This is a genomic window from Saccharopolyspora oryzae (assembly GCF_027853915.1).
GTDB lineage: Bacteria > Actinomycetota > Actinomycetes > Mycobacteriales > Pseudonocardiaceae > Saccharopolyspora > Saccharopolyspora oryzae.
Genome location: NZ_JAQGLA010000056.1, coordinates 1 through 13,848 on the forward strand (window position 1 = coordinate 1; position 13,848 = coordinate 13,848).

13 protein-coding genes and 1 pseudogene are annotated in these 13,848 nt (G+C 71.2%); 7 read left to right on the forward strand and 7 right to left on the reverse strand.

The window, feature by feature from the left end:
- Positions 1-126 (reverse strand): annotated as a pseudogene (locus tag OU415_RS26090) (mycothiol conjugate amidase Mca); the annotation flags it as partial.
- Position 127: 1 nt separating this feature from the next.
- Between OU415_RS26090 and OU415_RS26095 the strand changes: the two are divergent.
- Complete coding sequence (locus OU415_RS26095; RefSeq protein ID WP_270951871.1) at positions 128-535, forward strand: GNAT family N-acetyltransferase; 408 nt, start codon at positions 128-130, stop codon at positions 533-535.
- Here OU415_RS26095 and mca read toward each other — a convergent pair.
- On the reverse strand, positions 516-1,388 hold the full coding sequence (gene mca, locus OU415_RS26100; protein WP_270951872.1) for a mycothiol conjugate amidase Mca: 873 nt from the start codon (positions 1,386-1,388) through the stop codon (positions 516-518). The two genes, OU415_RS26095 and mca, sit on opposite strands and share 20 nt — an antisense overlap.
- Complete coding sequence (locus tag OU415_RS26105) at positions 1,385-2,794, reverse strand: DHA2 family efflux MFS transporter permease subunit (protein ID WP_270951873.1); 1,410 nt, start codon at positions 2,792-2,794, stop codon at positions 1,385-1,387. The genes mca and OU415_RS26105 overlap by 4 nt, the downstream gene beginning before the upstream one ends.
- Positions 2,795-2,882: 88 nt before the next feature.
- Between OU415_RS26105 and OU415_RS26110 the strand changes: the two genes are divergently transcribed.
- Positions 2,883-3,491 (forward strand): TetR/AcrR family transcriptional regulator, encoded by a 609-nt coding sequence (locus OU415_RS26110; protein ID WP_270951874.1) that lies wholly within the window; start codon positions 2,883-2,885, stop codon positions 3,489-3,491.
- Here the strand turns inward: OU415_RS26110 and OU415_RS26115 are convergent.
- From OU415_RS26115 to OU415_RS26125, 3 genes are all read right to left on the reverse strand, one after another.
- Positions 3,488-4,474: a DivIVA domain-containing protein gene (locus OU415_RS26115; RefSeq protein ID WP_270951875.1), complete on the reverse strand. Its 987-nt coding sequence runs from the start codon at positions 4,472-4,474 to the stop codon at positions 3,488-3,490. The two genes, OU415_RS26110 and OU415_RS26115, sit on opposite strands and share 4 nt — an antisense overlap.
- A gap of 149 nt (positions 4,475-4,623) precedes the next feature.
- Positions 4,624-5,331, reverse strand: coding sequence for a zf-HC2 domain-containing protein (locus OU415_RS26120; protein WP_270951876.1), 708 nt, complete (start codon positions 5,329-5,331; stop codon positions 4,624-4,626).
- Positions 5,332-5,371: 40 nt separating this feature from the next.
- Complete coding sequence (locus tag OU415_RS26125) at positions 5,372-5,920, reverse strand: sigma-70 family RNA polymerase sigma factor (RefSeq protein WP_270951877.1); 549 nt, start codon at positions 5,918-5,920, stop codon at positions 5,372-5,374.
- Positions 5,921-6,087: 167 nt separating this feature from the next.
- Between OU415_RS26125 and OU415_RS26130 the strand changes: the two genes are divergently transcribed.
- On the forward strand, positions 6,088-7,428 hold the full coding sequence (locus tag OU415_RS26130) for a PepSY-associated TM helix domain-containing protein (RefSeq protein ID WP_270951879.1): 1,341 nt from the start codon (positions 6,088-6,090) through the stop codon (positions 7,426-7,428).
- Positions 7,429-7,430: 2 nt separating this feature from the next.
- Positions 7,431-8,102 (forward strand): DUF5134 domain-containing protein, encoded by a 672-nt coding sequence (locus tag OU415_RS26135; RefSeq protein ID WP_270951880.1) that lies wholly within the window; start codon positions 7,431-7,433, stop codon positions 8,100-8,102.
- Between the two features lie 30 nt (positions 8,103-8,132).
- Here the strand turns inward: OU415_RS26135 and OU415_RS26140 are convergent, their stop codons facing one another.
- Positions 8,133-9,017, reverse strand: a complete 885-nt coding sequence (locus OU415_RS26140) for a universal stress protein (RefSeq protein ID WP_270951881.1) — start codon at positions 9,015-9,017, stop codon at positions 8,133-8,135.
- A 159-nt stretch (positions 9,018-9,176) separates the two neighbouring features.
- On the opposite strand from OU415_RS26140, the gene OU415_RS26145 reads away from it, so the two are divergent.
- The 3 genes from OU415_RS26145 (at position 9,177) to OU415_RS26155 (ending at position 13,747) form a co-directional block, all read left to right on the forward strand.
- Positions 9,177-10,175 (forward strand): Acg family FMN-binding oxidoreductase, encoded by a 999-nt coding sequence (locus OU415_RS26145; RefSeq protein ID WP_270951883.1) that lies wholly within the window; start codon positions 9,177-9,179, stop codon positions 10,173-10,175.
- Between the two features lie 175 nt (positions 10,176-10,350).
- Positions 10,351-12,159, forward strand: coding sequence for a flavin-containing monooxygenase (locus OU415_RS26150; RefSeq protein ID WP_270951885.1), 1,809 nt, complete (start codon positions 10,351-10,353; stop codon positions 12,157-12,159).
- Positions 12,149-13,747, forward strand: a complete 1,599-nt coding sequence (locus OU415_RS26155; RefSeq protein WP_270951887.1) for a virginiamycin B lyase family protein — start codon at positions 12,149-12,151, stop codon at positions 13,745-13,747. Before OU415_RS26150 ends, OU415_RS26155 begins: the two co-directional genes overlap by 11 nt.
- Positions 13,748-13,848 lie beyond the last annotated feature (101 nt).

Sequence of the window (13,848 nt, forward strand, 5' to 3'; positions counted from 1 at the left end):
CTCCGGGACACCGGCGAAGAGGTCGTCCTCCGGGACGGTGGTGGGCACCTCCGACCTGGCGAGGTGGTAGTCCTCGGTCGGCCAGACCTCGCGCTCGATCTCCCTGGGGTGGGCGAAGAACGGGCTGATGACCGCTGTCCTGGACGGAACCCTGGACGCGCATTCCCGCGACGACCTGACCCGGATGCCGGCCCGCGAAGCAGCCGCCGAGCAGTACGAGAACGAGTTCGCCCGCTGCACCAGCCCTCGGGAGTGGTGGCGGGTCGCGACGCTGCCCGGTGGTGAGCCGGTGGGATTCGTCCTCCCGACGCACAACGGCTACAACGCCTCGATCGCCTACATCGCGGTCCTGCCCGCCCACCGCGGCAACGGCTACATCGACGACGTCCTCGCCGAGGGCACCCGCGTGCTCGCCGAGCAGGACGTCCCCCGCATCCGGGCCGCCACGGACCTCGGCAACACGCCGATGGCGAACGCCTTCCGCCGCGCCGGGTACGTCAACTTCCAGCGCGAGCTCAAGATGGCCTGGATCTGACCGACTCCGGGACACCGGCGAAGAGGTCGTCCTCCGGGACGGTGGTGGGCACCTCCGACCTGGCGAGGTGGTAGTCCTCGGTCGGCCAGACCTCGCGCTCGATCTCCCTGGGGTGGGCGAAGAACGGGCTGTCCGGTCCCATCTGCGTGGCGTGCGCGAGCGCGGCCCGGTCCCTGGTGGCGAAGTGCTCGGGGCAGTGCACGCGGGTGGTGACCTCGAGTTCCGGTGCGTCGTCCGGCCATTCGTCGAGCACCGGCCCGATCAGCGAGGGGACGCCGCGGTCCAGCATCGCCTCGTGCAGGGCCTGGAACCACCTCCGCGACAACGCGGCCTGGTAGTAGAGCTTGAGCGGTTGCCACGCGCGCCCGGCCTCCGGGTACCGCCGCGGATCGCCCGCCGCGTCGAAGGCCTCGACGGTGACGACGTGGGTCCTGATGTGGTCCGGGTGCGGGTAGCCGCCGGACTCGTCGTAGGTGATGACCACGTGCGGCCGGAACTCGCGGATCACCGAGACCAGAGCTCCAGCCGCCTCGTCCAGAGGCGCCAGGGCGAAGCAGCCCTCCGGCAGCGGATCTCCGTCCGCAGGCAAGCCGGAGTCCACGAACCCGAGGAATCGCTGCCGCACGCCGAGGATCTCGGCAGCGGCGGCCATCTCCTGCCTTCGGACCCCGGCGAGGTCGTCCCGGACCTCCGGCCGGTCCACCGCCGCGTTGAGCACATCGCCGCGTTCGCCACCGGTGCAGGTGACGACCAGGACCTCCACCCCTTCCGCCGCGTAGCGGGCCAGCGTGGCCGCCCCCTTGCTGGACTCGTCGTCGGGGTGGGCGTGCACGCTCATCAAGCGCAGGGTCATGCCGTTTCCTTCTGCCGGGACGGGAACAGGAATGCGGGGACGAGGCTCAGCGCGGTGATGCCCGACGCCCACCAGAACGTGGTGCCGAACGCCACCGCCGGGTCCGGATCACCGTTCTGCAGCACGACGACCAGCACAGCCGTGCCGAGCGAGCCGCCGATGCGGTTGAGCACGTTCAACGCGCTCGCGGCCCGCGGCGCCTCGTGCCGGGCGACGCTCCGGTAGACCGCGGCCATGCCGGGCGCCATCGTCAGGCCCATCCCGATGCCGCGCACCACCAGGGAAGCGACCAGCAGCCAGACCGGCGGCTGGGTGGCGAGCTGGGTGAAGGCGAAGGTTCCCGCCAGCGACACGACGATCCCGGTGACCAGCAGCGGGCGCGGGCCGATCCGGTCGGCCAACCGTCCCGCCAGGTAGGTGGTGATCGCGGTGCCCAACGCCTGCGGCGCCAGGAGCAACCCGGCGTCCAGCGCGCTGACCTGCTGGACCTGCTGGTAGTACAGCGGGATCAGCAGCATCGAGCTGTACAGGGATGCGCCGAGCAGGAACGAATTGCTGGTCGCAGCGGCGAATCCGCGCCGGGCGAACAACCTCAGATCGATCAGCGGCGTCGCATCACCGCGCAGCGCGTGGACCGCGTAGGTCGCCAGCAGCGCCGCACCGAGCAGAAGCGGCGCGAACGCGCCGGGTTCGGCGAAGCCGCGCGCCTCCCCTGCCGCGGTGAACCCGTAGACCACCGCGGCCAGCCCTGGCGAGATCAGCACGAGACCGCGCAGGTCCAGCCGGTTCTGCGGGGAGCGGGCGCCGATCGACGGCAGCGACCGCACCGCGATCATCAGCACGACCGCGCCGATCGGCAGGTTGACCAGGAACATCCACCGCCAGTCCAGGCCCTGCACGATCACACCGCCGAGCACGGGGCCCAGGACCGGCGCGAACATCACCGGCACCGAGCTCACGGCCATGATCCGCCCCATCCGCGACGGGCCGGCCGCCTGCGCCACCATCGCCTGGCCGATGGGCTGCATCATCCCGCCCCCGATGCCCTGCACCACGCGGAACGCGATCAGCGCCGCGGCGGACTGCGCGAGTCCGCACAGCGCTGAGCCGCCGACGAACAGCGCCACGGACAGCAGCCACATCCGCTTGGCGCCGAACCGCTCCGACGCCCAACCCGTCATCGGCATCACCACGGACACCGCGAGCAGGTAGCCCGTCATCACCCACTGGACGGTGCTCAGCGGCGCACCCAGGTCGTTGGCCACCGCGTCGATGCCGACGTTGACGATCGTCGCGTCCAGCCCTGCCAGGACCGCCGCGCACAGCAGGATCCCCGCCGTGCGCCGCAGCTCGGCGTCGGTCTGCTCGGCCGATCGCGCCGCGCGGACGCCGGTCGAAGCCGTCATGGTCACCTCCTCAGCTCGACCATGAACTTAGGTCCGACCTAGTTTTTAGGTCAAGCCTAATTTTTAGGTCTGGTCTAAACTGACGAGCATGAGCACGACGGGATTGCGGGATCGGCGCAAGCGGCAGACGCGGCAGGAGATCTCCGACATCGCCACCCGGCTGTTCGTCGCGCGCGGCTTCGACGACGTGACGATCGCGCAGGTGGCCACCGCTGCCGGGGTGGCCAAGATGACCGTCACCAACCACTTCCCGCGCAAGGAAGACCTCGTCCTCGACATCCACGAGGAGTTCATCGCCCGCCTCGGCGAGGTCGTCGCGGGCCGCGACGCCGGCGAATCACCGCTGGCGGCGCTGCGGCGCACCTACTTCGAGGACCTGGCGCAGCGCGATGCGATGCTCGGCTTCTCCGGCCAGGACTTCGCGCGGCTGATCGCCGGGAGCCCGACGCTGCTGGCCCGGTTGCGGGAGATCCACGAGGAGCGGGAAACCGCCCTGGCGGCCGTGCTGGCGCGCGAGTTCGACGAGTTCACCGCCGCGATCACCGCCGCGCACGTCATCGCCGTGCACCGGACGCTGGTCGGCGAAGTGCAGCGGCGCACGGTCGCCGGGCAGGCGACCGATGAGATCGCCGAAGCGCTCGAACCCCTTGCCGCGCAAGCATTCGACGCGCTGGAGCGGCTGGTCGACGCGGGCTAAGCGTGGTCCGGCGCCGGGACGGCGTCGAGGTGTTCGGCGATCAGGTCGAGCAGCAGGTCGACCTCGTCCGGGTCGTAGCCGCCCGCGTCGACCTCGCGGAACTGCGCGAAGCGCACGTCGGCGGCGGCGATCGCGTCGGCGCCTCGCAGGGTGGCCGACACGCGGTCGAGCAGGTCGTCGACCTGGTCGACGTCGTAGCCCTGCTCCCCCGGCGGGGCTTCGTTGAGCACCACACCGCTGATCGCTTCCGCGGTCAGCTTGGGCGTGTCGCGCACCCGGCGGAAGGCTTGGGCGATCGGCATCCGCTGCGCGGGAATCGCGCGATTGCGCGGCGACAGGTGCTTGATGCTGGTCGACACCATCACCAGGAACGCGACCACGCTGGCCTCCTGGTATCCGGGGTGGCCCGGCTGCGGCGGGTTGAACCGGGCGGTCAGCAGGTCCTGCGCGGTCAAGGTGTCCTCTCCGCGCAAGGTCGCCGAGACGCGGTCCACGAACGCGTCCACCTCCGCCTTGTCCACCGCGGCCTGCTGCGGTCCGGCCTGGTCGAAGCCCGCGTGAGGCACCAGATCGGTCGGCTTCGGCTCGGCCGACGCCTCGCTGCGCCGCACGATCTCGGTCTTCGGCGGGACCAGCTCGGCGCGCCGCACGATCTCGGGTTGCGACGGCTCCGCGAGCTCGGTGCGCCGCGTCCGCTGCGCGGTTCGCTCCGCCCTCTGCGACGCCCGGACCTCGCGCTTCATCAGGGTGAGCGCGACCTTGTCCAGGAAGGCGTCGACCTGCGTCCTCTTGTAGGCGCGGCCGCCGCGCTTGCGCGGGCTGAACTCGACGGTCAGCACATCGCGCGCGGTCACCGCCTGCTTTCCGCGCAACGTCGCCACGACTCGCTTCAGGAAGGCATCGACCTCGGCTTCGTCGTAGCCGCGTTCGCGCCGCCATGCCCTGGCGAAGACAACGTCGAGCACGTCGTCGGGGGTGAGCATCGGTGTGCCTCCAGGCGAGCTGGTCTCCACCGGACGCATTCCGGCCACCACGCCGGACCCCGACTCGCCCGTTCTGCGCCGCACAGCTTGCCCAACCCGGCGCGCCAGATCAAGTCCCGATCCACCCGCGCTGGGCCGAATGGCGCATCTCACGCAGCATGGTGACTGACCGGACGCAGGTGGTGACGCTCCGATTCGTCGTCCTGGTCCGGCGGCTCGGCCGTTCCACCGGCGCTCGCGCGCTGGCCGGGCGACTCCGCAGCACCGGGTCTCGGAGCACCGCGCTGGTCGTGGCGCACCAAGACCAGCAGCACCAGCCCCGCGACCAGGAAGCCGTGCGAGAGCAGTCGCGCCGCGGGGACCGCATCGTTGATCAGGTCCACGACGCTGAACCCGGTCAGCACCACCAGGAAGGCCGAAAGCACCGGCAGCAGGCCCGAAACCGTCCGCGGCCTGACCGCGCTCAGCAGCAGACCCACGCCCAGCGCCACGTTCCAGGCCGTACTCTCGTTGAACAGGTGCGCGCCCATCGACTCGCCGTGATCGCCGTGGCCGAGCGCGACCAGGCCGGTCGCCTGCACCAACCCGAGCAGCAGCTGGCACACCGCCACGCATCCGAGCAGCAGCCGCGGCCAGCGCCGCCGGTGCGGCTGCGCCGCCAGCACCCCGCTGACCAGGTCTGGAACCGGTTCGGCCGGGCGGATGCGCAGCCGCCTGGTCAGGTCGACGACACCGCGCTGCCACTCCCGGCATCCCGCGCAGGCTGCCAGGTGCTCGTCGAGCTCCGCCGCGGAGATCTGCGGCTCCTCGCCGTCCAGCCGCGCCGAGATCCCCTCGCGAAAGTGCGAACAGTCCACGTCCATCCAGTCGTCGCCCGCGTTCCCGTAGTTCCCGGTCTCACCCGATTTCTTCGGACCGCCGAAGGCGATCCCCCAGCAGGTCCTCCCGCGCCCGCGCGACCCTGGAGCGCACAGTACCGATCGGACAGCCGCACACCTCGGCGGTCTCCTGGTAGGAAAGCCCCAGCACCTGGGTGAGCAGCAGCGCTTCCCGGCGTTCCGGGTCCAGGCCGTCGAGCATGACGTTGAGCTCGACGATCTCCTCGAACCTGCCCCGCTGCGGACGTTCCACCGCCGAGGCGTCGACCGGGGACACCGGCCGCGCGCGCTCGTAGCGCACCTGGTCGACGGCCACCCGCCGGGCGATCGCGAGCAGCCAGGTCCGCGCCGAGGAACGTCCTTCGAAGCGGGGCAGGCTGCGCAGGGCGCGCAAGTACGTCTCCTGGGCCAGGTCGTCGGCGCTGCTGGGGGTGGCGAGGTGCGCCAGGAAGCGCCACACGTCTCGTTGCGTGGCACGCACGAACGCCTCCAGCGCGGCCCGGTCACCACGCCCTGCCGCCAGGGCCAGATCGGTCAGTCGAGCGTCCTCGACCGCGGAGTTGCTCATGATCACGCACGTTACCGGCGGATCAGGCGCACGAGAATGCTTGCGCAGCAGGCTTTCCCGCCCGGCAAGCGGCTACTCGTTTCGGGTGTTGCGCCGGATCGCCGGGAACCGCGACGCCCCCTGGCGCGACTGCTGATCCGACGATGCCGATCAGGGCGAGGAGCAGCATGCCAGTCGAGGAGTCCACCGTTCGGGAAACGGCGGAACCACCGCAGCGCTCGGACGAGCCGTGGTGGCCCGCCCTGAGACCGCTGGTGCGGCGCCTGCACTTCTACGCCGGGGTCTTCGTCGGTCCGTTCCTGCTGGTGGCCGCGCTCACCGGGCTGCTCTACATCTTCACGCCACAGCTGGAGCAAGCCGTCTACGACCACGAGCTGCACGTGCCACCGAGCCCGACCACGCAGTCGCTGGCGGCCCAGGTCGATGCCGCGCGCGACGCGCTTCCCGGCGCCGAGCTCAACGCCGTGCGCCCGGCACCGACGCCCACCGACACCACCCAGGTGATCTTCAACGCACCCGACGCGCCGTCCGACAGCTACCGCCGCACGGTGTTCGTCGATCCGCACACCTCCGAGGTCCGCGGGGTGCTGGACACCTACGGCAGCAGCCAGGCGCTGCCGGTGCGCACCTGGATCGACGAGCTGCACCGCAGCCTGCACGTCGGTGACGTCGGCCGGATCTACAGCGAGCTGGCCGCCAGCTGGCTGTGGGTCATCGCGCTGGGCGGGCTGCTGATGTGGTTGCGGCGCAAGCGGAACAACGCCCGCTCGCTGGTCGCTCCCCGACTCCGCGGCGAGGGCCGGCGACGAGTCCTGTCCTGGCACGGTTCGGTGGGTTTGTGGGCGTGCGCGGGCTTGCTGTTCCTGTCCGCGACCGGCCTGACCTGGTCGCTCTTCGCAGGTGAGAACGTCAGCCAGCTGCGCTCGGCGCTGTCGTGGGAGGCGCCGGGGGTGTCCACCGATCTGCCAAGTCCGGCCACCGGCGATGTCGGCTTCGACCGCGTGCACGCTGCTGCGATCGAGCGCGGTGTGGCCGGCCCGGTGGAGATCACCGCGCCCGGCGACGGCGCATACACGGTCACGCAGACCGAGCGGCACTGGCCGACGCAGCTGGACTCGGTCGCGGTGGACCCGGGAACCGGGCAGGTCGTGTCGGAGCTGCGCTTCGCCGACTTCCCGCTGATGGCCAAGCTCGCCCGCTGGGGCGTCGACGCGCACATGGGGCTGCTGTTCGGGTTGCCGAACCAGCTCGTGCTCGCAGCGCTGGCGATCGGGCTGATCAGCATGGTGGCCCTGGGTTACCGGATGTGGTGGCTGCGCAGGCCGACCCGCGGTTTCGGCTCACCGCCGGAGCGCGGGGCGTGGCGGCGCGTGCCCGGCCGGGTGCTGGCGCCGATCATCCTCGCCGCCGCGTTCATCGCGTACGCGTTGCCGCTGCTGGGCGCTTCGCTGCTGCTGTTCCTGGTCGTCGACGTCGCACTCGGCGCCCGCCGCACGACGGGAGTCTGACCGTGGTCGAATCACTGCTGCTCCGCTGGATCCTGACCGTCCTGTTCACCGCCTCCGCGCTCTGGGGCCTGCACCGGATCATCCGGGCGGAACCGATCTCACCGCTCTCCGGCCGGCTCACCGATCAGGACCGGGACGTTCCCGGCAGTCCCGCGGTGCGGATCAACGCCGCTTGGCACGTGGTCATGAGCGCGGCGATGGTCGCGATGTGCTGGCCGTGGGGCATGGCGATCCCCGCCACCCCGCAACTCGTGCTGTTCGCGGTCATGGCCGTGTGGTTCCTGGCGCTGACCACCGATCTCGTCGGGTGCACCGGTCATCGCCGCTGGCAGGACGCGCACCACGCGGTGATGGCGCTCGCGATGTGCTGGATGCTGACCGCGATGCCGTCGCTGTTGTCGCACGGGGAAACCGGTTCCGAGGACGTCCACCACCACTCGATGGGTTCCGGGATCCTGGCTTCGGCACCGGATCCGGCGCAGGAGAACGGGATCGCCGTGGTGTTCGCGCTGCTCGGCGTCTACTTCGTCCTGACGTCGCTGCCCTGGCTGTCGACTGCGGTGGACATCGGCCGGAAGGCCAAGACCCGACCGCAGCGCGAGGCCGCCTACGAAGCGACCTGCCACGCCGCGATGGCGGCGGGGATGGGCGTGATGTTCCTGGCCGTGAGCTGACCGGTCCGCTCACAACTCCACAGTGGACGATCAGGCCGCGCGCAGGACCGCGACCGGGCAGGGCGCGCGGTTGACCACCGCGTGGCTCACCGAACCGAGCAGGCTGCGCCGGACGCGACCGCGGCCGTGGCTGCCCACGACCAGCAGCGAAGCCTGCTCGGCTTCGCGCAGCAGCGCCTGCCGGGGCTTCTCCGGGGTGACCACGCGCCGGACCTTGACGTCCGGGTACCGCTCGCCCCAGCCCGCCAGCGATTCCGCGACCAGCCCCTCGGCGTCCTCGCGGACCTCCGACCACGGCAGTTCCCACTTGCCCACCCACGAGAACGGATCCAGCGGCAGATCGCTCCACGCGTGCACGCCCACCAGGTCGCAGCGGTTCCGGGAGGCGAAGTCGAAGGCGAAGCCGATCGCGGCGCGGCTGGTGGCCGAACCGTCCACGCCCACCACCACCGGCGCCGACTCCGCGATGTCGCGGCCGTCGCGGACCACCACGACCGGGGAGCCACCGCGCGTGGCCAGCAGTTCCGCCGAGGTCGCGCCCAGGCCGACCGCCGCTTCCAGCTGCGGCCCGCCGAGCACCAGCAGCTCGGCGTCGACGGCCATCGCGGCGAGCACCTGGACCGGATCGCCGAACGGCAGTTCGCTGCGCACCTCCATGCGGGGGTCGACCTCGTGGCACTCCTCGACGAGTCCGGCGAGCTCGCGCCGCAGCGCCTGCTGGAGGGGCTCCACCACGTTGCCCTCCCCCGGCACCCTGATCGCGGCGTGTTCCTCGAACGGCCAGGTCAGCACATGCACCAGCAGCAGCGACCGGCCCCGGCCGGCGGATTCCCGGGCCGCCCACCGCACTGCCCGCCGTGACGACTCCGACAGGTCGAACCCCACCACGACCGCGCCGCTGCTGGTTCCGGACATGACGCTCCCCCTCCTCCAGGCCCGACCTCCAGACTGCGCCACCTCTGGACCCCGACGTCAGAGCACTTCGTCACCCACTGGGATGGTGACCATCGGCTCTACCTGATCCGCCGGTGCACCAACAGGCTGGAAGAGCATCGGGGCGACGGAGGGGTCACGATGAACGCGAGCATCACGGCAGTGGGCAGCCTGACCGTCGACGAGGTCCGCGAGGTCCTGATCGCGGCCACCGCCGCTCCATCGCTGCACAACACCCAGCCCTGGCGGTTCCGCTGCACGCCGAACGCGATCGAGCTGCACGCCGATCCCGACCGCGCGCTGAAGGCCGCCGACCCGGATCACCGCGAGCTCGTGCTGGCCTGCGGTGCGGCCCTGCTGAACCTGCGGCTGGCCATCCGCTCCTTCGGAGCCGTGCCGGACGTCCGGCAATTCCCCGAGCACGAACGCCCGACCCTGCTGGCGGCCGTGCGCGCGTGCGCGCGACGACCTGCCACACCGGCCGAACGGGAGCTCGCGGCGGCGATCCCGAAGCGCCGGACCAACCGCAAGCCGTTCCGCGAAGATCTCGTTCCGACCGTGCTGCAGGAGCACCTCCGGCAGGCGGCCGAGGCCGAGCGCGGGTGGCTCGCCGTCCTGGACCGCTCGCAACGATCCGTGCTGAGCGCGCTGAGCCGGAAGGCGCACCAAGCGCAGCTCGACGACCCGGAGTTCGTGGCCGAGTGGCAGCACTGGACCGGACGCTCCGACCACGAGCGCGACGGAGTTCCCGCCCGGACCAGCGGCCCCACGCCCGAACCCCAGGACGAGTTCGTGGTGCGGGACTTCAGCGGCGGCAACTCCCGCACCCGCGTCGCGGGCAAGGACTTCGAGCCCGAGCCGCTGATCTGCGTCCTGGGCTCGTTCCAGGATTCCCGGCACGCGCAGTTGCAGGCGGGGATGGCCATGCAGCGGGTTCTCCTGACCGCGACGGCGAACGGGCTGGCCAGCTCGTTCCTCTCGCAGGTGGTGGAGGTCCCGGACACCCGCCGCGAACTGCGCGAACTCCTCGGGTGCGGCCTGTGGCCGCAGATCGTGCTGCGCATCGGCTACGGATCCCCCGTCCCGGCCACGCCACGACGTCCGCTCGAGGACGTCGTGACCGCCGAACATCGCGGCTGACCCACCGCGAGTCCGCAGTGGACACCATGTGAGCAGTGCTGATCCGACGAACCCAGCACAAGTGACACCTGCGTTGACGGACGTCCGGACATCGCTGGTAGCGTTTTAAATCAGTCAGTTGATTTAAAAATGCCGCAGCGCTGCGGCCAGCGCCACCGATGCGAGAAGGGTCAGCATGCCGACGCTCCCGCCGCAGGTCCCCGAGGAACTCGAGTTCGACCCCGACGCCCTGCGCGAGCGGTACCGCGCGGAACGCCAGCGCCGGGTCCGCCCGGACGGCAGCCAGCAGTACCAGCGCGCCGAGGGCCGGTTCGGCTACTACGCCGAAGATCCCCACGCGGAACCCGGATTCACCAGGGACCCGATCCACGACCAGGTGGACGCCGTGGTGATCGGCGGCGGCTTCGGCGGTCTGCTGGCCGGTGCGCGGTTGCGCCAGGCCGGGCTCGAGCGGATCCGGATCGTCGAGAAGGGCGGCGACTTCGGCGGCACCTGGTACTGGAACCGCTACCCGGGCATCCACTGCGACATCGAGTCCTACGTCTACCTCCCGCTGCTGGAGGAGGTGGGCCACGTCCCCGAGTGGAAGTACGCGCCGGGCGAGGAGATCCGCCAGCACGCGATGGCGATCGGCCGCACCTTCGACCTCTACCGCGACGCGTGCTTCCAGACCGCGGTGCGCGAGCTGCGCTGGGACGACGGCGAGTGGATCGTGCGCACCGACCGCGGCGACGAGATGCGGGCGACGTACGTGGTGGTGTCCAACGGGACCCTGGACCACCCGAAGCTGCCGGGCATCCCCGGCATCGAGTCCTTCACCGGGCACACCTTCCACACCAGCCGCTGGGACTACGGCTACACCGGAGGCGGGCCGGGCGGCGGTCTCACCGGACTCGCCGACAAGCGCGTCGCGGTGATCGGCACCGGCGCCACGGCCGTCCAGGTCGTGCCGCACGTGGGCCGCGACGCCGAGCACCTCTACGTCTTCCAGCGCACACCGTCCTCTGTGGACGTGCGCGGCAACCGGCGCACCGACCCGGAGTGGGCAGCTTCCCTGGAACCGGGCTGGCACTCCCGGCGCCGGGAGAACTTCCAGGCCGCGGTCACCGGGCACGAGGTGTCCGAGGACCTGGTGGCCGACGCCTGGACCAGCAGCGGGCACGTGCTGGGCAAGATCATCGCCACCGACGCCCACGCGCACCTGCCGCGCGAGGAGTGGGAGCGGATCGAGGAGATCCTCGACTTCCAGAAGATGAACCAGTTGCGCAGCCGCGTCGACGAGGTCGTCGACGACCCGGAGACCGCGGAGCGCCTCAAGCCCTGGTACCGCTACGGCTGCAAGCGGCCCACCTTCAGCGACGAGTACCTGCAGACGTTCAACCGCCCCAACGTCACCCTCGTCGACACCGCGGACCACGGTGGCGTCGAGCGCATCACCGAACGCGCTCTCGTGGTCGGCGGCACCGAGTACGAGGTGGACTGCATCATCTTCGCCACCGGTTTCGAGGTCGGGAAGTCCGATGCGATGACCGGGCGGCTCCCGGTGCACGGCAGGGACGGGATCGGGCTCCTGCAGTCGTGGGCCACCGGAGGTGTGCGCACGCTGCACGGGTTCTGCAGCAACGGCTTCCCGAACCTGTTCCACCTGGGATCGCTGCAGAACGCTCCTTCGGTGAACTTCGTGCACGTGCTCGACGAGCAGGCGATCCACGTCGGCGCCGTGGTCGCCGAGGCCCGCCGCCGCGGGGCCAAGTGCGTCGAACCGACTCCGGAGGCCGAGCAGGCCTGGGTGGAGACGATCCGGTCGACCGCACCGGACCAGGAGCGCTTCGCGGCGGAGTGCACCCCCGGCTACTACAACAACGAGGGCGTGTCCCGCGGCCCCCGCATGACCTACGGGCCCGGTCCAGCGGCCTTCCAGCGGCTGCTCCGCGAGTGGCGCGAGGGCGAGGGCATCGACGAGGTGCTCGGCGATGCGAGCTGAGCACCACCGCTACCGCGGATCCGGCCGGCTGCCGCGCAGCGAGCGGTGGCGGATCGAACGGCTCACCGAGGCGAACCCGCTGTGGGGATCCAACGGCATCGCCTTCGGACCGGACGGCAGGCTCTACGTCGCGCAGTACGTGGCGGGCCGCATCAGCGCCGTGGACCTCGGATCCGGTGACGTCGAAGTGGTGGTGGACCTGGACGGCCCGGTCCAGTCGCCCGACGACCTGGCGTTCGGCGCCGACGGGTCGATGTACATCACCGACCTCACCCCCGGCCGGGTGTGGCGGCGCACGCCGGACGGCGCGTTCACGCTGGTGTCGGACGAGGTCGCGGCGCCCAACGGCATCGCGTGCGTCGGTGATCGCGTGTTCGTCAACGAGATGCGCGTGGGCGGTCGCGTGCTCGAGGTGACCCCCGGCGCCGAACCGGTGGTGCTCGCCGAAGGGCTGGCGATGGGCAACGCGATGCAGCTCGGCCCGGACGGCTGCCTGTACTACCCGCACATGATCACCGGCGAGGTGCACCGCGTCTCGCCGGACGGCGGAGAACCGGAACTGGTCGCCGAAGACGTGCACGCGCCGGTGGCGGTCCGGTTCGACCGGGGCGGATCGCTGACCGTGCTGTCTCGCGGCGAGGAGGGCATCGTCACCCGGATCGACCTGTTCGGCTCCGGCGACCGCTCGGTCGTGCCGGGCGAGGTGTCCGGAATGGACAACGCCGCCTTCGACGCCGAGAACCGCATGTTCGTGTCCAGCTTCGCGGCGGGCGGGATCGCGGAGCTCTCCCCGGACGGACGAGCGCGCGAGGTGGTGCCGACCGGGCTCGTCGGACCGTTCGGGGTGGCGGCGCACCGCTCCGGCACTGTGTTCGCCGGGGACAACTACCGCTTGGCCGACGTCGACGACGGTCAGGTGACGACGCGCGAGCTGCTCGTGTTCAGCCATGGTGTGGCCACCGACGACCGAGGGCGGGTGCACCTCACGTCGCAGTTCGGCGACGTGCGCACCTACGAGCCGGACGACCGGGTGCTGACCACCCGCGCGCGGGAGCTGTCCCGGCCCACCGGCGTCGCCGCGCGCCGGGACGGAAGCCTCGTGGTGGCCGAGACCGGCAGGGGGCGCGTGGTGACCATCGCCGAGGACGACGCCTTGGACGTCCTGGCCGAGGACCTGGACTCCCCGGTCGACGTCGCCGTCGACGGGCAGGACCGCTGCTACGTGAGCGACGAGCGGGCCGGCACGGTGTCGCTGGTCGACGGTTGCGGGATCGCGCTCGTCGCCGAAGGGCTCGAGGCACCGCAGGGCATCGCCGTGCTCGACGGGGAACTGTTCGTCGTGGAGACGGGTCGGCGCAGGTTGCTCGCGATCGACCTGGCCACCGGTGAGCGGCGCGTCGAGGCCCGAGACCTCGCCGTCGGCCTGCCGCCGGGGACGGCACGTGCGCAACCGGCGCTGTTCCAGCACGGCCTGCCGGGCGTGCCGGTGCCGTTCGCGGGTGTGGCCGCGGGAGCCGACGGCTCGCTCTACATCTCGGCCAACGGCGAAGGCAGCGTGCTCCACCTGCGACGCCGTTCGCGCGAATAGCGCCTCCTGGAGCGCATTTCGGCCTAGAAGCCGGTTCGTCCGCTTTCCGCACTGATCGTCTTCTCGCGGAGTTCGGATCTCGCACACCGGGTGTTCACCAC

Coding starts and splice junctions, on each gene's coding strand:
- OU415_RS26155 (WP_270951887.1), top strand. CDS start 12,149: ATGCGAGCTGAGCACCACCGCTACCGCGGATCCGGCCGGCTGCCGCGC.
- OU415_RS26145 (WP_270951883.1), top strand. CDS start 9,177: ATGAACGCGAGCATCACGGCAGTGGGCAGCCTGACCGTCGACGAGGTC.
- mca (WP_270951872.1), bottom strand. CDS start 1,388: ATGACCCTGCGCTTGATGAGCGTGCACGCCCACCCCGACGACGAGTCC.
- OU415_RS26110 (WP_270951874.1), top strand. CDS start 2,883: ATGAGCACGACGGGATTGCGGGATCGGCGCAAGCGGCAGACGCGGCAG.
- OU415_RS26115 (WP_270951875.1), bottom strand. CDS start 4,474: ATGCTCACCCCCGACGACGTGCTCGACGTTGTCTTCGCCAGGGCATGG.
- OU415_RS26130 (WP_270951879.1), top strand. CDS start 6,088: ATGCCAGTCGAGGAGTCCACCGTTCGGGAAACGGCGGAACCACCGCAG.
- OU415_RS26140 (WP_270951881.1), bottom strand. CDS start 9,017: ATGTCCGGAACCAGCAGCGGCGCGGTCGTGGTGGGGTTCGACCTGTCG.
- OU415_RS26125 (WP_270951877.1), bottom strand. CDS start 5,920: ATGAGCAACTCCGCGGTCGAGGACGCTCGACTGACCGATCTGGCCCTG.
- OU415_RS26105 (WP_270951873.1), bottom strand. CDS start 2,794: ATGACGGCTTCGACCGGCGTCCGCGCGGCGCGATCGGCCGAGCAGACC.
- OU415_RS26150 (WP_270951885.1), top strand. CDS start 10,351: ATGCCGACGCTCCCGCCGCAGGTCCCCGAGGAACTCGAGTTCGACCCC.
- OU415_RS26095 (WP_270951871.1), top strand. CDS start 128: ATGACCGCTGTCCTGGACGGAACCCTGGACGCGCATTCCCGCGACGAC.